At 71.9% G+C, this 20,651-nt stretch carries 13 protein-coding genes and 1 pseudogene; 6 read left to right on the forward strand and 8 right to left on the reverse strand.

The features are described from left to right. Positions 1-118 precede the first annotated feature (118 nt). From SSP29_RS47615 to SSP29_RS47625, 3 genes are all read left to right on the forward strand, one after another. The gene (locus tag SSP29_RS47615; protein ID WP_089107257.1) at positions 119-988 is read left to right on the forward strand and encodes an SCO6745 family protein; all 870 of its coding nucleotides are present in this window, start codon (positions 119-121) and stop codon (positions 986-988) included. A 337-nt stretch (positions 989-1,325) separates the two neighbouring features. After that, complete coding sequence (locus tag SSP29_RS47620; RefSeq protein WP_089107258.1) at positions 1,326-3,713, forward strand: Tex family protein; 2,388 nt, start codon at positions 1,326-1,328, stop codon at positions 3,711-3,713. A gap of 239 nt (positions 3,714-3,952) precedes the next feature. Further along, a complete protein-coding gene (locus SSP29_RS47625; RefSeq protein ID WP_107436452.1) occupies positions 3,953-4,633 on the forward strand; it encodes a DUF4232 domain-containing protein in 681 nt (226 codons plus the stop codon). Between the two features lie 32 nt (positions 4,634-4,665). Here the strand turns inward: SSP29_RS47625 and SSP29_RS47630 are convergent, their stop codons facing one another. The 4 genes from SSP29_RS47630 to SSP29_RS47645 all read right to left on the reverse strand — a co-directional run bounded on the left by SSP29_RS47630 (position 4,666) and on the right by SSP29_RS47645 (position 10,669). After that, the gene (locus SSP29_RS47630) at positions 4,666-7,182 is read right to left on the reverse strand and encodes a lysylphosphatidylglycerol synthase transmembrane domain-containing protein (RefSeq protein WP_107436455.1); all 2,517 of its coding nucleotides are present in this window, start codon (positions 7,180-7,182) and stop codon (positions 4,666-4,668) included. 151 nt (positions 7,183-7,333) lie between these two features. Further along, positions 7,334-7,807, reverse strand: coding sequence for a DUF1003 domain-containing protein (locus SSP29_RS47635; protein ID WP_089107261.1), 474 nt, complete (start codon positions 7,805-7,807; stop codon positions 7,334-7,336). 162 nt (positions 7,808-7,969) lie between these two features. Then, positions 7,970-9,610 (reverse strand): ABC-F family ATP-binding cassette domain-containing protein, encoded by a 1,641-nt coding sequence (locus SSP29_RS47640; protein WP_089107262.1) that lies wholly within the window; start codon positions 9,608-9,610, stop codon positions 7,970-7,972. Positions 9,611-9,646: 36 nt separating this feature from the next. Continuing rightward, entirely contained in the window at positions 9,647-10,669 is a 1,023-nt protein-coding gene (locus SSP29_RS47645) for an oxidoreductase (protein ID WP_089107263.1), read from the reverse strand. Between the two features lie 65 nt (positions 10,670-10,734). On the opposite strand from SSP29_RS47645, the gene SSP29_RS47650 reads away from it, so the two are divergent. Beyond that, positions 10,735-11,679: an FAD-dependent oxidoreductase gene (locus tag SSP29_RS47650; RefSeq protein ID WP_150136346.1), complete on the forward strand. Its 945-nt coding sequence runs from the start codon at positions 10,735-10,737 to the stop codon at positions 11,677-11,679. Between the two features lie 4 nt (positions 11,680-11,683). Here the strand turns inward: SSP29_RS47650 and SSP29_RS47655 are convergent, their stop codons facing one another. After that, the gene (locus tag SSP29_RS47655) at positions 11,684-13,636 is read right to left on the reverse strand and encodes a Xaa-Pro dipeptidyl-peptidase (RefSeq protein WP_089107265.1); all 1,953 of its coding nucleotides are present in this window, start codon (positions 13,634-13,636) and stop codon (positions 11,684-11,686) included. Between the two features lie 223 nt (positions 13,637-13,859). On the opposite strand from SSP29_RS47655, the gene SSP29_RS47660 reads away from it, so the two are divergent. After that, entirely contained in the window at positions 13,860-15,338 is a 1,479-nt protein-coding gene (locus tag SSP29_RS47660) for a M1 family metallopeptidase (RefSeq protein WP_089107266.1), read from the forward strand. 80 nt (positions 15,339-15,418) lie between these two features. Here SSP29_RS47660 and SSP29_RS47665 read toward each other — a convergent pair. Further along, positions 15,419-15,909, reverse strand: a pseudogene (locus SSP29_RS47665) (macro domain-containing protein). A 42-nt stretch (positions 15,910-15,951) separates the two neighbouring features. Further along, positions 15,952-17,421 (reverse strand): amino acid permease, encoded by a 1,470-nt coding sequence (locus tag SSP29_RS47670; RefSeq protein ID WP_089107267.1) that lies wholly within the window; start codon positions 17,419-17,421, stop codon positions 15,952-15,954. Positions 17,422-17,674: 253 nt separating this feature from the next. Here SSP29_RS47670 and SSP29_RS47675 point away from each other — a divergent pair, with 253 nt between their 5' ends. Continuing rightward, on the forward strand, positions 17,675-18,382 hold the full coding sequence (locus SSP29_RS47675) for a MerR family transcriptional regulator (RefSeq protein ID WP_089107268.1): 708 nt from the start codon (positions 17,675-17,677) through the stop codon (positions 18,380-18,382). Between the two features lie 36 nt (positions 18,383-18,418). Here the strand turns inward: SSP29_RS47675 and SSP29_RS47680 are convergent, their stop codons facing one another. Continuing rightward, positions 18,419-20,614: a 3-hydroxyacyl-CoA dehydrogenase NAD-binding domain-containing protein gene (locus tag SSP29_RS47680; RefSeq protein ID WP_089107269.1), complete on the reverse strand. Its 2,196-nt coding sequence runs from the start codon at positions 20,612-20,614 to the stop codon at positions 18,419-18,421. Between the last annotated feature and the right edge of the window lie 37 nt (positions 20,615-20,651).

The raw sequence follows: 20,651 nt of genomic DNA on the forward strand, positions 1-20,651 counted from the left end.
GTCCGGTGATGGCCGCAATGACGAACAGCCCACCTTTCCTGCCATGCCGGACGGCGGAACGGGCAGGTATCGGGCCGGACACTGGAGTCCGTACCAACCAGTCAGTAGCGTGCCGCCCATGACAACCGCCGCCCTGGAGCCGCGCGCCGGCCGCCGCTGCCACACCCTGCTCAACTCCCTGCACGCGACCCACTTCTTCAGCCCCGAGCTGGCCGAGGAACTGGCCGCGCTCGGGGTCACCCACCCGCGGGCCGTCAACTTCGCGGTGCGGGCGGCCGCGCTGGGCGCGGTCGGGGCCGGCACGGTGACGGCGACGTTCTACAACTACAAGCACGAGCTGGTGGCCCGGCATGTGCCGGCCGTCTGGGAGATCGCCTCCCCGAAGGACGTCCTCGCCGCACGCGCGCGTGCCGTCGACGCGTCCATGCGGCGGCTGCTCGGCGCGGACGCGGTGGTCTCCGACGGAATGGCCGAGGCCGCGAGGCTCGCGCTGCGCGCCACCGAGGCCTGCTCGCGCTCCGGCCGCCCGCTGTACGCCGCGCACGCGGACCTGCCGGTGCCTCAGGAGCCCCACCTCGCCTACTGGTACGCGAGCACGCTGCTGCGCGAGCACCGCGGCGACGGGCACCTCGCGGCGCTGCTGGCGGCCGGTCTGGACGGGCTGGAGGCGGTGGTCACGCACACGGCGACCGGCAAGGGCATGACTCCGAAGTGGGTGTTCGCCACGCGCGGCTGGAGCCAGGACGACTGGGACGCGGCGGTGGCACGGCTGCGGGAGCGCGGGCTGCTCGACGCGACGGGTGAACTGACCGGGGCAGGGGTGGAGCTGCGGGCGGAGATCGAGGCGGAGACGGACCGGCTGGACCGGGCGCCGTACGAGCATCTGGGGGCCGAAGGGGTGGCCCGGCTGACGGAGCTCGCGGCGGGATTCGCGAGGGCGGCGGTGGCCGCGGGGGCTTTTCCGGCGGATCTTGTCGGCAAGGGGTGAGGGGGCCGGGTGTCGGTGTCGGGGGCCGGTTCGGCACCGCCGGACGACGCCGTCGGGGCTGAGCGCCGTTGCGGCGGATCAAAGGGAGCAGGCGCTCCAAGGGGTGGGCGATCGAGGAGGGCGGGCGGACCGGAAGGAGCGGGCGATCGCGGGGGGCGACAGTCGGTGATCCTTTGGTCTGGTGGGCGGCGGATTCGCTCGGGTGTGTGATCGGTTCCCCGGGTGGGCGACGGATTCACGGAGAGTCCGTGTCGCGGAAAGGCGCCCTGGGGCCCGGTTGTCGGTGTCACCTGCCACAATTGCGGCGCAACCTCAGTGGAGAAGGCGGTACGGGATCGTGACGACACCCGGGTCCCTGGTTCCAGGGTCCATCGAAGGCAGGATCGCCGAGGAGCTCGGCGTACGGGAGCGGCAGGTCAAGGCTGCCGTGGAGCTGCTCGACGGCGGTTCGACGGTGCCCTTCATCGCCCGCTACCGCAAGGAAGCGACCGAGATGCTCGACGACGCGCAGCTGCGCACGCTCGAGGAGCGGCTGCGCTATCTGCGGGAGCTGGAAGAGCGGCGGGCGGCGATCCTGGAGTCGGTGCGGGAGCAGGGCAAGCTCACCGACGAGCTGGCGGCGCAGATCCGGGGCGCCGAGACCAAGGCGCGGCTGGAGGACATCTACCTGCCGTACAAGCCGAAGCGGCGGACCAAGGCGCAGATCGCGCGGGAGGCCGGCCTGGAGCCGCTGGCCGAGGGGCTGCTCGGGGACCCGGGCGTGGAGCCGCTGGCGGCCGCCGCCGCCTTCGTCGATGCCGACAAGGGTGTCGCCGATCCGCAGGCCGCCCTGGAGGGTGCCCGCGCGATCCTCACCGAGCGGTTCTCGGAGGACGCCGACCTCGTCGGTGAGCTGCGTGAGCGCATGTGGGTGCGCGGCCGGCTCGCCGCGAAGGTGCGGGACGGCAAGGAGGAGGCGGGCGCGAAGTTCGCCGACTACTTCGAGTTCGCCGAGCCGTTCACCGAGCTGCCCTCGCACCGCATCCTGGCGATGCTGCGCGGCGAGAAGGAGGAGGTCCTCGACCTCGTCCTGGAGCCGGAGGAGCCGACGGAGGGCCCGTCCTCGTTCGAGGGGATCGTCGCCCACAAGTTCGGGATCGCCGACCGCGGCCGCCCGGCCGACAAGTGGCTGTCGGACACGGTCCGCTGGGCCTGGCGCACCCGCCTCCTCGTCCACCTCGGCATCGACCTGCGGCTGCGCCTGCGTACGGCCGCCGAGGACGAGGCGGTCGACGTCTTCGCGGCGAACCTGCGCGACCTGCTGCTCGCCGCCCCGGCCGGCACCCGCGCGACGCTGGGCCTGGACCCCGGTTTCCGGACCGGCGTGAAGGTGGCCGTCGTCGACGCCACCGGCAAGGTGGTCGCCACCGACGTCATCTACCCGCACGTCCCGGCCAACAAGTGGGACGAGGCGATCGCCAAGCTGGCCCGGCTCGCCAAGGAGCACGCGGTCGAGCTGATCGCGATCGGCAACGGCACGGCGTCCCGCGAGACCGACAAGCTCGCCGGTGAGCTCATCACCAGGCACCCGGAGCTGACGGTCACCAAGGTGATGGTGTCCGAGGCCGGCGCGTCCGTGTACTCGGCCTCCGCGTTCGCCTCGCAGGAGCTGCCCGACATGGACGTGTCGCTGCGCGGCGCCGTGTCGATCGCCCGCCGGCTCCAGGACCCCCTGGCCGAGCTGGTGAAGATCGACCCCAAGTCCATCGGCGTCGGCCAGTACCAGCACGACCTGTCCGAGATGAAGCTGTCCCGCTCGCTGGACGCGGTGGTCGAGGACTGTGTGAACGGCGTGGGCGTGGACGTCAACACGGCGTCGGCCCCGCTCCTCGCCCGCGTCTCGGGCATCACCTCCGGGCTCGCCGAGAACATCGTCGCCCACCGCGACACCAACGGCCCGTTCACCTCCCGCGGCCAGCTGAAGAAGGTGGCCCGGCTCGGCCCGAAGGCGTACGAGCAGTGCGCGGGCTTCCTGCGCATCCGCGGCGGCGACGACCCACTGGACGCGTCGAGCGTCCACCCGGAGGCGTATCCCGTCGTACGGCGCATGGTGAAGACGTCGGGTCAGGAGGTGGCCGCACTCATCGGCAACACGGGTGCGCTGCGCTCGCTGCGGCCGACGGACTTCGTGGACGAGACGTTCGGTCTGCCGACCGTCACCGACATCCTCAAGGAGCTGGAGAAGCCGGGGCGCGACCCGCGTCCGGCCTTCAAGACGGCCACGTTCAAGGAGGGCGTCGAGAAGATCGCCGACCTGTCCTCGGGAATGGTCCTGGAGGGAGTCGTCACGAACGTGGCGGCGTTCGGCGCGTTCGTCGACATCGGTGTGCACCAGGACGGCCTGGTCCATGTCTCCGCGATGTCCAAGACGTTCGTCAAGGACCCGCGGGACGTGGTGAAGCCGGGTGACATCGTCAAGGTGAAGGTCCTCGACGTGGACATCCCGCGCAAGCGGATCTCGCTGACGCTGCGGCTGGACGACGAGGCCGCTCCGCAGCAGGCGGGCCGACAGGGCGACGGCGGCGAACGGCGCCAGCGGGGCGGGCGTCCGCCGCAGCAGCGGCAACAGCAGCAGCGTCAGGGCGGCGGTGCTCGTCAGGCGTCGGCGACGCCGCCGGCGAACAGTGCGATGGCCGATGCGCTGCGCCGGGCCGGGTTGCTGGGCGGGAAGGACGGCAAGCGCTGAGGGTGCCTTGCGGGGGTGGTCGGGGAACTGCGGGTCCGTTGTGGCTGGTCGCGCAGTTCCTCGCGCCCCTTAAGGGGCGCATTTCGCCGGAGATCCGCGGGCCGGGTGACCGTCGGTGAACTTGAGGCGAAAGGGGCATGTCAGCTCGCCGCCGTATCTGTGCGTGCCCCATGATCGTGCATAGCGTTCGCCTCATGCGCACACGAGGTGGGAGGCAGTTGCTGTTGACCGGGCTACTGATGGCCGCAACAGCGGCCTGTGATTCGGGAGTTCACTATTCCGTTCCCGATACGCAGGTCAGTTCCCGGACGACGGCGCGGCCTGGCGCGGCCACGACGCCGGTCTCTCCCGCTCGGCGCCACGCCAAGGCCACCGCAGCCGCCGAGGCACCTGCTTCCAGCTCGACGGCCGCTCCCTCGAACACCCGGTCCCGCACCACCACGGCACCCAGCGCCCCCACCTGCACGACGCACGACCTCGCAGCCTCGGAGGGGCGGACCAGTCCTCAGGTGGGCGGCGGCCAGGGGTTCGCCGCGGAGATCGTGTTGCGCAATCGCTCGCACTCGACGTGCCGGCTGAGTGGTTGGCCCGGTCTCACCTTCTTCGGTGACGCCACCATCTACGTCTGTACGACAGCCGACCCCCCGGGCTGCAAGGGCGGGCCGGTGAGCACCTCGGGCACCCGCCCGTTCAAGGTCAGCAGGTCCGGAGCGGCCGCCCCGCCTGTCGTCCTGCTCGCCCCGGGTCACACCACGTCGTTCGTGCTGCACTCGAACGACTTGTGCATGGGGGTGGGCGCCCCCTACGGCGTGGACATCCGTCTGCCCGGCGGCTCCCGGCCGCTGCCCCTGGTGCCCGGTCCCAACCTCTCCCCCTGTGACGACAAGCTCGACGTCACCGCATTCGGCTCCACCGCCTGACCCAGCCGCAACCCGGCGCCGGACCGTGCCTGTCAGACGTATCCGCGGCGCTGTACGAAACCGAGCGCGGCCGCCCCCAGCGGGACGTTGAGCCAGAACGTGAGCAGCCGGTAGACCAGGACCGCCGAGGTCGCCGGGCCGGCCGGCACGCCGAGGGCGGTCAGGCCCGCGATGAGGCCCGCTTCGAGCGCGCCGAGACCGCCGGGGACCGGGGCCGCGTTGGCGAGCAGGCGGGCCGCCATGTAGGCGGCACCGAGCTGGACGAACGGGAGGTCGCCGCCGAGCGCGTGGAGGCTGAGGGCGAGCCCGACGATCTGGATGACGGGCAGGCCGAACATGCCGACCACGCCGAGGGCCAGCTTGGCGGGGTCGGCGGCGATCCCGGTGAGCGTCGTGCCCGCCGCGCGCAGGAACGGCCACACCTTCTCGCGCAGGAGGCGCCGGCCGGGCGGGGTCAGGCCGAGCAGCCCTCCGGCGGCCAGCACGAGGACGATCGCGGGCAGGGTGTACTTGCCGACGGGCAGGTCCAGATGCACCCCGCCGTGACGCTGTCCGGCCGCGGCGAAGAACACGGTGGCGACCACCACGTTGGAGACCGCGCCGGCCAGGCTCTGGAGCCCGACGGAGGCCGTCGCCGCGCCGGTCTCGATCCCCGTCTTCTGGAGATAGCGCAGGTTGAGCGCCATACCGCCGACGTTGCCCGGGGTGATCCGGTTCAGGAAGGAGCTGGCGAACTGCACCTGGTAGGTGGCCCGGAACGGCAGCCGCCCGGGGATGCTGCCCAGTTGCAGACAGGTCGAGAACCCCTGCGAGACGAAGGTGACGGGCACGACCGCGAGCAGCCACCACCAGTTGGCGTCGCGCAGCGCATGGAGGGCGGCCGGGGCGTTGGCGAGCTGTGGCAGCACGAGGTGGAGCACCAGGAACGCGCCGGCCAGGCCCAGGACGCTCTTCCAGGTGAACCGGGCGAGCGGGGCCGGTTTGGCGGCCGGGACCTCGCATGCGCCGCGCACCTCCGCGGCGAGGTCGTGCATCAGGTTCGGCCGGCCGCCGGGGCGCAGCGTGCGGCGCCGGGTGCCGGCCGTGGCCTCCCGGGCGCGGGCCTGGTCGTAGCGGGCCACCTCGCGGCGGGCGGGGCCGAGCAGGGCGAGCGGTTGCAGGTACGGCAGGGCGGTCGCGAGCCGTTCGGGGCCGAGGCCGGCCAGGGCGCAGGCGGTGGCGCGGGCCGGTCCGACGCGTACGGCGGTGGTGGCGAGCAGTTCGGCGAGGTCACTGCCCAGCGTCTCGGGCGGCGCGTTGAGCTGGGCCCGGGCGAACGCGGTGAGCCTGGGGCCGCCGTCCGGTGCGACGAGGATGTGCTCGGGGCGCAACGCCCGGTGCGCGAGGCGGTGTTCCTGGATGCGGGCCACGGCCGCCCAGGCCTCGCCGAGCAGGGTGTCGGTCAGCTCCTCGTCGGGGAGCGCGGACAGCGGACGGGCGTCCGTCCCGACCGTCACCACCACCGCACCGCCCCCGGCCACGGGGTAGGCGATGACGGGGTCGGCGACCCGGGCGCCGGTGCGGGCGGCGAAGACCAGCATGAGCAGTTCGTGCTCGGCGGCCCCGAGCGGCGTCTGCTCGCCGGGGTCGGCCGGGTGGCGCAGCAGGACGCGCCGGGCGAGCCGGTGGAACAGGTCGCGGCCCCGGTCCTCGGCGGCGAGGGCGCGTACGGTCAGCTGCGCGCCCTCGGCGGTCTGGGCGCCGTAGAGGACGCCCTCGCCGAGGAGCTGGCGGTCCGCCGGGAGTTCGCGGAGGGTGGCAAGGGGGATCCCGCAGGCGACCAGGGCGTCGGCCACGGCCTGGGCCGGCGGACGGTCGGGCGGGCCGCCTGCCATGAGCAGGACGGCCGATCCGGCGACGCCGCCGACGACCAGGGCCCCGAACGCGTCCAGCGGGACCAGCGAGGCGGCCAGCGCGCCGAGCGCGGCGCACCCGACGGTCAGGGCCCACAGCGTCCGCCGCCACGGCCGGGCCAGCCAGGGGCCCGCGGCGACGACCGCGGAGGCGCAGGCCGCCAGGTACACCGCCGACGGCCAGCCCGCGTGCACCAGTCCGCCACGGCCGACGAGCACCTCCGGCCACAGTTCGGGTCTGCTCTCGGCCAGCGCGAGCCGGGTGAGCGTCCAGCCGACGGCCGCGCCCAGGGCCGCGGCGGGCAGCACCCTCGACACCGCGTCGAACCGGCGCCGTACGACGAGGACGGCCAGGGCGGCGAGCGGTGCGAGCATGGCGACCGCCTGCACCGTGCCGAGCAGTGCGTCGCGCAGGTCAGGCGGCAGCGCGGTGGCCGCGCTGAGCAGGCCCTGCTGCGCCCTGCGGGCGAAGTCCCGGGTGGCGACCGCCACCAGGACCGTCAGGGCGAGGACGGCCAGGGAGACCAGCAGCCGCAGCAGGTCGGCCGCGCGGCGCACGTCCTGGGGCGGCGGGGCGTCGACGGTGGGCGCCGCCCCGCCGCTCCCGGCCGCGCCCACGATGTCGGAGGACAGCAGCATGCCGTGCCGGTCGGTCATGTCCCGCCCCCGGCGGGGTTGCGAGGACGGCCCATGCGCGCGCTCCTTCGGGCACAGGTCCGGCTCCCCCGGACGTCGGCCCATGGTTCCATGCGGCCGGAGTTCCGCGCCTCCGTCGAATGACTGTGGTCAGACGCAGTAGGCCGACGGATCATGTCTCCTTCGGAGGCTGGACGGTGCCGTTCATCCGGGCGCGGTTCTCCGCGAGCAGTTCCTGGACGCGCTTCTCTACCTCCACGGGGTCGACGCCGAGGGCACGGCCCATGTGGATGGACCACACCTCCGAGCGCACGTTGGTCTCGAAGTCCAGGTCGGCGCGGACGTTCTCGCGGGCGGCCTGCCGGTTCTGGCTCACCATCACGAACGTGGACAGGAAGATCGCCTCCAGGCTGACGATCATCGTGAGCAGCCCGAAGGGGAACGGGTCCCAGATCGCGCCTTCGCCGAACACGCCCTCGTTGCACACGATCCAGACCGCGAACCACAGGGCGTGCAGATACACGAACGTCATGGTTCCGGCGAAGGCGGTGATCGCGTCCGCGATGCGGTCCTGGGTGCCGCGCAATTGCGCGAGGACGTCCTGTTCGTTCACGATCCGTAGGGCCGGTCGCTTCGGTGTACCCATGGTCCCTCCCTGCCCTGTGTCCGATGATGATCGCAGCGTACGGTGCGGGGCCGACAGCGCCGTAGGGGGTGTCGGGTCGGGTAGTTCGGCGGCTGCGGGTGCGTGGGGGCTGGTCGCGCAGTTCCCCGCGCCCCTGAAGGGGCGCCTGCAGTTGGGGAGCTTCTAGCGTTCCGTGACCTTGCCTGCTGCAACTTCCAGGCGGCGGCTGACTCGGACCGCGTCCAGCATGCGGCGGTCGTGGGTGACCAGGAGGAGGGTGCCCTCGTAGGAGTCGAGCGCCGTTTCCAGCTGCTCGATCGCCGGCAGGTCCAGGTGGTTCGTCGGTTCGTCCAGGACGAGGAGGTTGACGCCGCGGCCCTGGAGCAGGGCCAGGGCGGCGCGGGTGCGCTCGCCCGGTGACAACGTGGCCGCGGAGCGCAGCACATGGTCCTGTTTGAGGCCGAACTTGGCGAGCAGGGTACGGACTTCGACCGGTTCGGTGTCCGGTACGGCCGCGCAGAAGGCGTCCAGCAGGGACTCGGTGCCGTGGAAGAGCTTGCGGGCCTGGTCGACCTCGCCGACCAGCACGCCCGAGCCCAGGGCCGCGTGCCCGGCGTCCAGCTCCACCCGGCCCAGCAGCGCGGCGAGCAGCGTCGACTTGCCCGCGCCGTTCGCCCCGGTCACCGCGACCCGGTCCGCCCAGTCGATCTGGAGGGACACCGGGCCGAAGGTGAAGTCCCCGCGCCGTACCTCCGCGTCCCGCAGGGTGGCGACGACGGCGCCGGAGCGCGGGGCGGCCGCGATCTCCATGCGCAGGTCCCACTCCTTGCGGGGCTCCTCGACGACGTCCAGGCGTTCGATCATGCGCTGGGTCTGGCGGGCCTTGGCGGCCTGCTTCTCGCTGGCCTCGCTGCGGAACTTGCGGCCGATCTTGTCGTTGTCGTTGGACGCCTTGCGCCGGGCGTTCTTGACGCCCTTGTCCATCCAGCCGCGCTGCATCTGCGCGCGGTCTTGGAGGGCGGACTTCTTGTCGGCGTACTCGTCGTAGTCCTCGCGGGCGTGCCGGCGGGCCGTCTCGCGTTCCTCCAGGTAGGCGTCGTAGCCGCCGCCGTAGAGGTTGATCTGGTTCTGGACCAGGTCGAGTTCGAGGACCTTGGTGACCGTGCGGGTGAGGAACTCGCGGTCGTGGCTGACGACGACCGTGCCGGCGCGCAGGCCGGTCACGAAGCGTTCGAGGCGTTCCAGGCCGTCCAGGTCGAGGTCGTTGGTGGGCTCGTCGAGGAGGAAGACGTCGTAGCGGGAGAGGAGCAGGGAGGCGAGGCCGGCGCGGGCGGCCTGGCCGCCGGAGAGGGAGGTCATCGGCTGGTCGAGGTCGACGGCCAGGCCGAGGGAGTCGGCGACCTCCTCGGCCCGCTCCTCCAGGTCGGCGCCGCCGAGGTCGAGCCAGCGTTCCAGGGCGGTGGCGTAGGCGTCGTCGGCGCCCGGTGACCCGTCGACGAGGGCCTGGGTCGCCTCGTCCATCACGCGCTGGGCCTCGGCGACCCCGGTGCGCCGGGCGAGGAAGTCGCGGACGGTCTCGCCCGGCCGCCGCTCCGGCTCCTGGGGCAGGTGGCCGACGGTCGCGGTCGGCGGGGAGAGCCGCAGTTCGCCCTGTTCGGGAGCGGTGAGCCCGGCGAGCAGCCGGAGCAGGGTGGACTTGCCCGCGCCGTTGGCACCGACCAGCCCGATCACGTCACCGGGCGCGACGACGAGGTCGAGCCCGGAGAAGAGCGAGCGGTCGCCGTGCCCGGCGGCGAGGTTCTTGGCGACGAGGGTGGCAGTCATCAGAACGCCGATCCTAATGTCCGCGGGGCAGGGCGGTCAGCGCGCCGTCGCCTGCACCAGGACGCTCCCGGCGGTGCGGGCCACCAGGAAGGACCCGCCCTTGGCCGTCCTGCCGTCCAGGGGGATGCGGTGGCTGCCGGGTTCCAGGACGCCGTCGAAGAGTTCGTGGACGTGGGGGCGGGAGAGCCAGTCCAGGCGGTAGGCCGTGAGCCGTACCCGGCAGGGCGAGGTGACCTCGATGCCGGCGGTGCCGTCGGAGGCGACCAGCCGGGCCAGCCGGCGCTGCGGGAGCGGGCTGCGGTCGAGGGCGTGTTCGATCTGGGCGACGAGGAGCGGGACGATCGGGGCGAGTCCGTCCACGTAGGCCACCGCCACGCCGGCCCGCTCGAACGCCTGGCGTACGGCGGTCCGCTCCGCCTCGCCGGCCGCGGGGCCGAAGGCGACGGCTGCGTAGCCGCGGAGTTCCTCGGCGGGGACGCCGTCGGCGTCGCGGGTGATGTCGGCGCCGATGCCGATGGTGCGCAGCGCTGCGGCCAGCTTGGCGAGGAGGGCGACACGGGGGCCGATCAGCAGCACCCGGCGGCCGGGCGGCGGGCCGGAGTCTTCGAGGAGGGCACCGAGGGCCTCGCGGTACTCGGGGCCGTGGAAGCGGAACGGGCCGATGCCGTGGTAGCCGTTGAGCTCCAGGTCGGCGTGTTCGCCGGTCTGCCAGGCGAAGTCCCGCCAGATGTAGTCGTCGCCGTCGTGCTCGATGACCGCGGTGACCGCGCCGCAGGCCAGGTCCTCGCACTCGGGGCAGCCGTAGACGACGTAGCGGCCGTCGGGCAGCGGGGCCTCGGACTCCAGTAGGAGGCTGCGGACCTGCGCGGTGAAGATCGCGGGCGGCACGTCGGAGGCGAGCGGGGAGACGGCGTCCAGGTCGGAGAGCTGGAACAGCAGCGGGTGACCGTCGACGACGAAGTCCACGAAGTCCCGGTGGAGCTGGTACCCGCCGTCGGCGAGGACAGCGCCGGCACGCATCGCCGGGGCCAGGCCGAAGGTCGCGTATGCGGCAGACATGCTGTGAGTATCCCCAGAGCGGGACGATCTGAGCGCGGCATGACATATTCCGCTAACGTCACGGTGTGCGGTCTGAGCTGAGTGACGAAGTGATCGTGGTCGGCGGCGGGGTCGTCGGACTGACCACGGCGGTGGTGCTGGCCGAGGGCGGGCGGCGGGTGCGGGTGTGGGCCCGGGAGACCGGCGGGCGTACGACCTCGGCGGTCGCCGGCGCGCTGTGGTGGCCGTACCGGATCGAGCCGGAGGCGCTGGTCGGGGAATGGGCGCTCGCCTCCCTTGTCGTGTACAGGGAGCTGGCGGCGCGGCCGGAGGAGACGGGCGTACGCCTGGTCGAGGGCGTACACGACGGCCTGCGGCTGGACGGGCTGGGTGCGTGGGCGGCTCAGGTGCCGGGACTGGCCGAGACCGCCGAAGGTCTTGCGGCCCGGCTGCCGTTGATCGACATGCCGGTCCATCTGGCGTGGCTGCGGAAGCGGTTGGAGCGGGCGGGCGGGACGGTCGAGGAGCGGGTGGTGGAGGCGCTGGACGAGGTGCCCGCGCCGGTCGTGGTCAACTGCACCGGGCTCGGGGCCCGTTCGCTCGTCCCGGATCCGGCGGTGCGTCCGGTGCGCGGGCAGCTGGTCGTGGTGGAGAACCCCGGGATCACCACCTGGTACACGTCCGACGAGGTGGCGGGCGGCGCGTCCGCGTACTTCTTCCCGCAGCCCGGCGGGCTGCTGCTCGGGGGTACGGCGGAGGAGGACGCCTGGTCGCTGGAGCCGGATCCGGAGGTCGCGGCCGGGATCGTGGCGCGGTGTGCGGCGGTCCGGCCGGAGATCGCCGGGGCGCGGGTGCTGGCGCACCGGGTGGGGCTGCGGCCGTACCGGGCGGCGGTCCGGCTGGAGCACGAACTGCGGCCGGACGGGCGGGTGCTGGTCCACAACTACGGGCACGGCGGGGCCGGCGTCACGGTCGCCTGGGGCTGTGCGCGGGAGGCGGCCGGGCTGGTGGACACCGGCCCGGCCGCCTGAGCGGTCAGCTCGCGGGGACGCGCTGGACGGTGCGCGGGGCGCGGACGCCGTGCAGGGCGGTCTTCTCGGGAGCGGTCCACCGGGCGGAGGTGGCGCGGGTGAACGCGGCCGCACCGCCGACCAGCGGGACCCTGGCCGTCGTACGGGACAGGTCCACGGTGAGCGTCGGGGTGGTGGACGGCGGATCGATGAGGTCCTTGTCCGTGCCCGCGACGATCAGCGCGAGGCGGTGGCCCTTGGGTACGACGTGGTCGGTGGCCGCCAGGTCGAGCGTGATCGTGTAGGCCTTGCCCGGGGTGAGCGGGACGCCCTTGCCGGGGTCGGCGTAGGTGCCGAGGTCGGCCCAGCCACGGCTGAAGACGGTGTAGTCGACGGCCTTGGTGCTGGCCGCGGTCTTCAGGAAGCAGGCGCTGTCACCGGCCGTGCTCTCGCCCCAGCAGGTGCGGTCGGTGAGGGTGGTGATGCCCTCGGCGGCGTCGGCGTAGTCCCGGATGGTGTCCGGGCCGAGGTCGACCAGGACGGCGGTCAGGTGGGCCGTCGAGGTGGTCGGGGTGGCGGTGACGGTCACCTTCGACGAGCCGGACAGCCTCAGGTCGCGGGTGAGCGGCGCGGTGAGGAAGCCGGCCTTGTCCGCGGTGGGGGTGGCGAGCTGGGCGGCCCAGTCGGTCTCGCTCTGCTGCGGGTCGTCGGTGAACGTCTCGGTGCCGGAGCCCTTGTGCAGGCCGAGGGTGCCGACGCCCGCCTGGGTGCCGGTGGCGGGGCGCAGGGTGGTGGTCTGCGTGCCGCTCGGCGGCCAGACGGAGGAGGTCGCCCACTGGTCGGGGTGGCGCTCGATGTCGGCCATCGGCTCGCGGTCGATGCCGTTGTCGTAGCCGAGGAGTTCGTGGTCGAACCAGCGGTGCAGGGTGTCGACCCAGGCGCCGCGCCGGTAGTCGAAGGGGTCGACGTGCCCGGTCTGGGAGAGCCAGATCTTGCGCTCGACGCCGTTCTTGGCGAGGGCGTCCCACCACTGGCCGAAGTGCTTGGTGCGGACGTTGAGGTCCTGCATGCCGTGCACGAGGAAGACGCTGGCCTTCACCTTGGACGCGTCCTTGACGTAGTCGCGCTCGGTCCACAGGCCGGTCCAGTCGCCGCTGCGCGGGGCGCCGTCGACCAGCTTCTGCTGGACGGCACCGCACTTGGCGTAGGCGTCGTCGCTCTCGACGGCGCCGGCCAGCCAGTCGGGGCCCGAGTCGTAGAGCGGGGCGCCCTGGGCGAAGTAGTAGTCGTACCAGGAGGAGATGGCGCTGATCGGGACGATCGTCTTGAGTCCCTTGACGCCGGTGGCGGCCACGCCGTTGGCGATGGTGCCGTCCCAGCTCTTGCCGATCATGCCGGTCTTCCCGTTGGTCCAGCTCGCCTTGACCGCGGTGGTGCCGGTGCGGCTGCTGTACGCCTTGGCCCGGCCGTTCAGCCAGTCGACGACGGCCTTCGCGGACTGGATGTCGGAGCGGCCGCCGATGTCGACACAGCCGTCGGAGCGGTTGGTGCCGGCCAGGTCGACGCCGACGAAGGCGTAGCCGCGGGGCACGAAGTAGTTGTCGTAGAAGAGCGGCATCTGGACGACGTTCCCGTTGGCGTCGTACGTCTTCAGCTGGCTCTCGTTGCCGCGTCCGCAGCAGGAGTAGTAGGGGCTGGCGTCCATGATGACCGGCACCTTGCGGCCCTGCGCGGCGGGTTCGGCGGGCCGGACGATGTCGGCGGCGACCCGGTCGGCCTTGCCGTCGCCGTCGGAGTCGAGGCCGGTGTCCACCCAGACGGACTCGCGGATGGCGTTCGCGTACGAGTAGACGGGTTGGCTCTCGCGAGGGGCGCCGGAAGCCTGGGCCGCGGCCGGGGTGAGGAAGGCGGCGATCAGGGCTGCGACGGCCGCGACGGCGAGCGGTCTCCAGATCGTGAAGCGCGTGCGTTTCGGCATGCGGCGGACGCTACCCCGGTCAACTCCCGTACAGAAGGGGGCATCTGGGGGACGGGCGGGGCGGATTGCGGCCGAATGGCGATCGTGTGACAGCAGGGGCCATGGACAGGCCAGGGGGCACAGGGACTGAATAGGCTCCGAACAGTTTCGTGCTCCATCGACTTGGCGCTGCCCGCCGCGGTGTGGCGGGTGTGCCTCGGCCCCCTACCGACCTGGAGTTCTCGTGCACCGCAGAATCCTCGCGCCGGGCGCCCTCGCGGCGGCCTCCCTGCTGCTGGCGATCCCGGCATCGGCCGCGAGCTACAGCCCCGGCGCACCGGGCATCGGCGACCCCTACTACCCGTACTACGGCAACGGCGGTTACGACGTCTCCCACTACGACCTGCGGTTGCAGTACCAGCCGGCCACTGACGAACTGGCCGGTACGGCGACGATCCTGGCGCGCACCACGCAGGACCTGTCCAGCTTCGACCTGGACTTCCTGCTGGACGTCAGCGAGGTACGGGTCAACGGGGTGAAGGCCGACTTCGCCACGTCCGGTCAGCACGAACTGGTCATCACCCCCAAGTCGCCGCTGGCCCAGGGCACGCAGGTCACCGTCGTCGTCCGCTACAGCGGGGTGCCGTCGACGAAGAGCGCGTACGGCTTCGACACATGGCACCGCACCCCGGACGGGGCGGTCGCGGCGGACGAGCCCGAGTCCGCGTGGTGGTGGTACCCGAGCAACGACCACCCGCTGGACAAGGCGACCTACGACGTGTCGGTGGCCGTTCCCGACGGCACCCAGGTCATCTCCAACGGCCTGCTCCAGTCGACGAGTTCGAAGCTCGGCTGGACCCGCTACAACTGGCGGCAGAACAAGCCGCAGGCGACCTATCTGACCACGCTGGCCGTCGGGAAGTTCGACATCACGACGAGCACCTCCGAGGGCGGGGTGCCGGTCGTCAACGCCTACAGCAAGGACCTCGGCGACAACGACGGGGCGGCGCGGGCGAGCGTGGAGCGCACCGGGGAGCTCGTCGACTGGCTCTCCGGCTACTTCGGGCCGTATCCCTTCAGCTCGGCCGGCGGGTACGTGCCGAACACCACCACCGGGTACGCGCTGGAGACGCAGACCCGGGTCTACTACAGCCCGAAGCAGTTCGCGAACGGCGCCAACACCTCCGTGGTCGTGCACGAACTGGCACACCAGTGGTACGGCGACGATGTCTCCCTCAAGGGCTGGAAGGACATCTGGATCAACGAGGGCTTCGCCCGCTACGCCCAGTGGCTGTGGTCCGAGCACGAGGGCGAGGGCACGGCGCAGGAGCTCGCCGACTACGTGTACGCGTCGCATCCGGCCGACGACGCGTTCTGGACGGTGAAGCCGGGGGATCCCGGCCCCGACGACCAGTTCGACATCGCTGTCTACGACCGAGGGGCACTGGCGATCCAGGCGCTGCGGAACGAGGTCGGTGACGACGCGTTCTTCGCCATTCTGAAGGGGTGGCCGAAGGAGCACGCGTACGGGAACGCTTCGGTGGCCGACTTCGAGGAGTACGCCGAGAAGGTGTCCGGGAAGTCGCTGTCGGCGTTGTTCGACGCGTACCTGTTCGAGCCGACGAAGCCGGTGGCTCCGGCTGTCAAGGCCGTGGGGGCCGTGGCGGCCGTTGCGCAGCCGAAGTCCTGGAAGCAGATCGAGGCTACGAACGACGTGCACTAAGCGGTTGCCGGGTGCGGTGGGGTGGGGGCTGCGGGCCGTGGGCGGCTGGTCGCGCAGTTCCCCGCGCCCCTGAAGGGGCGCTATACGGAGGCGTCTTCCCCGTGGTCGTACACCGTGACCGCTATGCCTCGCTCCACCAGCCGCTCCCTTATCAGCGGCTCGACGCGGGACCACCTGCCGCCCGCCAGGCCGCAGCCGATGCGGGGCATGTGGACGGACGCGCCGCGTTCGGTCGCCTCGTCGGCGAGTCTGGCCAGGGCCGTGTCGATCGCCTCGTAGCGGACCGGTACACCCTTGCTGCCGGTTCTGGTCCCCCGCTGGCCGATCATGTTGGCCACCCAGATGTACCGGTCGACGCGGACCAGTTGGACCGCGCCCAGGCCGAAGTCGTTGTTCGCGCGGTCGCGGTGCCAGGCGCGGTATGCCTTCTCCGGCTCCGGCCAGCGGCGTGAGAGGGCCAGCACGAAGCCCTTTCCCCAGCCCCCAGGTCGTTGCAGACGTGGGCGATCACCTTGACGCCCTTGCCCGACGGCGTGGTGGCGTCCCCCCGGATGTATGTGATCTCCGACATGACGCCACCGTAGGCGATGCCACTGACAACGGCGCCGACCTGCTACTTCGTGAGCTGGGACAGCTCCTCGTCGGCCGTCTGGGAGACCCGGCGGCGGACGCCGAACCAGCCGGCCACCAGCAGTGCGGCGATCACCGGGATGAGGAGGAGGGTCTTGCGGCCGACCTCGGGGTCGTTCCCCATCATGCCGAGGCAGACCAGCAGGAAGGCGATCGTGGCGATCTCGGTCGCCGGGCTGAAGCGGAGGCGGAACGTGGGGCGGTCGAGCAGGCCCGCCCTGGCACGGCGGACGAAGGCCAGGTGGCAGAGCATGATGATCACCCAGGTGCTGATGATGCCGAGGGAGGCGACGTTCAGCACGATCTCGAAGGCCTGGCTGGGCATGAGGTAGTTCAGGCCGACGCCGAGCACGCAGACCGCACAGGTCAGCAGGATGCCTCCGTAGGGGACCTGGCTGCGGTTCATGCGGGCGGTGAACTTCGGGGCCGAGCCGGCCACCGCCATGGAGCGCAGGATGCGGCCCGTGGAGTAGAGGCCGGAGTTGAGGGAGGACATCGCCGCGGTGAGGACCACCAGGTTCATCACGTCACCGGCGCCCGAGACGCCGATCTTGGAGAGGACCGTGACGAAGGGGCTCTCGTCGGCCGAGTACACCGAGCCGGGGAGCAGCAGGGCGAGCAGGACGACCGAGCCGACGTAGAAGAGTCCGACGCGCCACATGATCGAGTTCACCGCGCGCGGGACGACCTTCTCCGGCTCGGCGGTCTCGCCGGCCGCGACGCCGACCAGTTCCAGGGCCGCGTAGGCGAAGATCACGCCCTGCATGACCAGAACGACCGGCATCAGGCCGTGCGGGAGGACACCGCCGTGGTCGGAGACGACGCTCAGGCCCGGGGTCCGCCCGTCGACCTTGTGCTGGGTGGCGAGCAGGAAGATGCCGATCAGCATGAAGCCGACGAGGGTGGCGACCTTGATGATCGCGAACCAGAACTCCATCTCGCCGAAGATCTTCACCGAGATCAGGTTCACCGCCAGGACGACGGCCAGGGCGATCAGCGCCAGCGTCCACTGCGGGACGCTGGTGAACATGGACCAGTAGTGGGTGTAGAGCGCGATCGCGGTGATGTCGGCGATGCCGGTGGTCGACCAGTTCAGGAAGTACATCCAGCCGGCGACGTAGGCGCCCTTCTCGCCGAGGAACTCGCGCGCGTACGACACGAAGGAGCCGGAGGAGGGGCGGTACAGGACCAGCTCGCCGAGGGCGCGGACCACGAAGAAGGCGAAGATTCCGCAGACCAGGTAGGCGAGGGCGAGGGCCGGGCCCGCGTTGTGGAGGCGGCCGCCGGCGCCGAGGAAGAGGCCGGTGCCGATCGCGCCGCCGATGGCGATCATGTTGACGTGGCGGGCCTTGAGGTCCTTGCTGTAGCCGGCGTCGCCCGCGTCCGCGGGCGCCTGGGCCGCTTCGGTCCGGGTGACGGCGGCCTGTGCCGTGTCCACGGCGTCCTTGCTCACAGGTGGTTCCACTCTCTGGTGCGCCCGGGCGGGTCGCGCTCGGGTGTCCGGACGCACTCGGTCGGCGCGCTCGGTGGAGGGCACGGGCCAAGGCGCCACCTTCCCCCGGGCACCGGCGCGTATGCGATGGCACAGTTCACAGAGCGGCGCTTCTCACAAGGTCACGATCATGAGATCCAGGTGAACACCGGACGAACGCGCCCCACGTGTCGCCTGGTGTCACAGTGCCGGTGTGACAGCGATACTGCTGCACATGACGACCGACGCCGACGGCGACTTCGGGGAGCCCGCGCTCACGATCGACGAACTGGCCGCGCGGGCCGGCACCACGGTCCGCACGGTCCGCTTCTACGGCACCAGGGGGCTGCTTCCGCCACCCGTGATCGGTCCGCGCCGGGTGGGCCGCTACGGGCGCGAGCACCTGGCCCGGCTGGCGCTGATCGAGGAGTTGCAGCACCAGGGCATGACGCTGGCGGCGATCGAGCGCTATCTGCAACAGCTGCCGCCCGGCCTGAGCCGGCACGACCTGGCCATCCACCGGGCCGTGGTGGCCTCCTGGGCCCCGGACAGCGAGGAGACCGTGACGGCAGGGGAGCTGCGGCGGCGGGCCGGGCGGCCGCTGGACGACGAGGACGTCGAACGGCTCGTCGCCATGGACGTCGTACGGCCCGACGGGGACGCCTACCGCATCGACCCCGGCCTGCTCAGGCTTGCCGTGCAGCTCCTCGACGTGCCGCTGTCCGAGAAGGCGATCCTGGCCGCGCGCACGGTCCTGACCGAGCACGCGCGGGCGGCCGCGCACGAGCTGTCCCTGCTGTTCCGGGCCGAGGTGGCGGAGCGGACCGAGGCGGACGTGAAATCCCTGTCCGCGCACATGCAGCCGCTGGTGGTCCAGGCACTGCTGACCGCCTTCCAACGGTCTCTCAGTGCGGAGGTGCACCAGTGGCTCGACGGCTCCTGAGAAGGGTCCGCTCCGCGCACTCGGCTCGGCGTCGGCTCAGCGGCCGTCCGTGAAGGTCTCCCCCTTCTCCGCCTTCTCCACCAGCAGCGCGGGCGGCGTGAACCGCTCGCCGTAGGTCTCGGCGAGTTCACGCGCGCGTGCGACGAAGCCGGGCAGGCCGGCACCCGCCCCGCCGTAGGCGTCGTAGCCGTTGATGTACTGGAGGACGCCGCCGGTCCAGCCGGGGAAGCCGATGCCGAAGAGCGAGCCGATGTTGGCGTCGGCGACCGAGGTGAGGACGCCCTCCTCCAGGAGGCGGACGGTGTCGAGGGCCTCGGAGAAGAGCATCCGCTCCTGCATGTCCCGGAACGGGATCTGCCGGCCCGGCTTCGTGAAGTGCTCGCGCAGACCGGGCCAGAGCGCGGCGCGCTTGCCGTCCTCGGCATAGTCGTAGAAGCCCGCTCCCCCGCTGCGGCCGGGGCGGCCGAACTCGTCGACCATGCGGTCGATGACCGCCTCGGCGGGGTGCGCGGTCCAGGTGCCGCCGGCCTCCTCGACGGCCAGCCGGGACTCGCGGCGGATCTTCTGCGGCAGGGTGAGGGTCAGCTCGTCCATCAGGGAGAGCACCTTGGCCGGGTAGCCGGCCTGGGCCGCCGCCTGCTCGACCGACGCGGGCTCGATGCCCTCGCCGACCATGGCGACGCCCTCGTTGATGAAGTGGCCGATCACCCGGGAGGTGAAGAAGCCGCGCGAGTCGTTGACGACGATCGGCGTCTTGTTGATCTGCCGGACCAGGTCGAAGGCGCGGGCCAGGGCCTCGTCGCCGGTGCGCTCGCCCTTGATGATCTCGACGAGCGGCATCTTGTCGACGGGCGAGAAGAAGTGCAGCCCGATGAAGTCGGTCTGGCGCTCCACGCCCTCGGCGAGGGCGGTGATGGGGAGCGTGGAGGTGTTGGAGCAGAGCAGGGCGTCGGGGGCGACGACGGACTCGATCTCCTGGAAGACCTTGTGCTTGAGGGAGGTGTCCTCGAAGACGGCCTCGATGACCGCGTCGCAGCCGGCCAGGTCCTGCGGGTCTCCGGTGGGCGTGATCCGCGCGAGCAGCGCGTCGGCCTTCTGCTGGCTGGTACGGCCCTTGGCGACGGCCTTGGCGCACAGCTTCTCGGAGTAGCCCTTGCCCTTCTGCGCGGCCTCGGCCGAGACGTCCTTGAGGACGACGTCGATGCCCGCGCGGGCGCACGAGTAGGCGATGCCGGCGCCCATCATGCCCGCGCCGAGGACAGCGACCTTGGTGACCTTGCGGGGCTCGACGCCCTTGGGGCGGTTGGCGCCGGAGTTGACGGCCTGGAGGTCGAAGAAGAACGCCTGGATCATGTTCTTCGAGGTCTGCCCTGCGGCCAGCTCCACGAAGTAGCGGGCCTCGATGACCTGGGCGGTCTCGAAGTCGACCTGGCTGCCCTCGACGGCGGCGGCGAGGATGCGGCGCGGCGCCGGGTAGGGGGCGTTGTTGGTCTGCTTGCGCAGGGTCGCCGGGAAGGCCGGCAGGTTGGCGGCGAACTTCGGGTTGGCGGGGGTGCCGCCGGGGATCCGGTAGCCCGGGGTGTCCCAGGGCTGGCGGGACTCGGGGTTGGCGTCGATGAAGGCGCGGGCCTTGGCCAGCAGGTCCTCCGGCGACTCGGCCACCTCGTGGACGAGCCCGTTCTGCAACGCGCGCGTGGCGTTGTACTGGGTGCCCTGGAGGAGGACCTTCAGCAGGGCGTCGGCGATACCCAGGAGGCGGACCGTGCGGACGACTCCGCCGCCGCCCGGGAGCAGGCCGAGGGTGACCTCGGGGCAGCCGATCTTGGTGCCGGGGGTGTCGAGGGCGACGCGGTGGTGGCAGGCGAGGGTGAGTTCGAAACCACCGCCGAGGGCCGCACCGTTGATGGCGGCGACGACCGGCTTGCCGAGGGTCTCGATGCGGCGCAGGTTGCGCTTGACGCCGAGGCCGCCGTCGAAGAGGTCCTGGGCGGTCTCGGGGGTGACGCGGATGAGGTCGCGGAGGTCGCCGCCGGCGAAGAAGGTCTTCTTGGCGGAGGTGAAGATGATCCCCCGGACCGAGTCCTGCTCGGCCTCCAGGCGGTCGGTGACCGCGGCCAGGGACTCGGCGAAGGCCGCGTTCATGGTGTTGGCGGACTGGTTGGGGTCATCGAGGACGAGGGTGACGACACCGGTGTCGTCCTGCTCCCAGCGGATGGTGGTGCTCTCGGTCATGTGAGGGATCTCCGTGAAGTCTCTTGGTTCCGCCGGG

The sequence above is a fragment of the Streptomyces hyaluromycini genome, assembly GCF_002217755.1.
GTDB lineage: Bacteria > Actinomycetota > Actinomycetes > Streptomycetales > Streptomycetaceae > Streptomyces > Streptomyces hyaluromycini.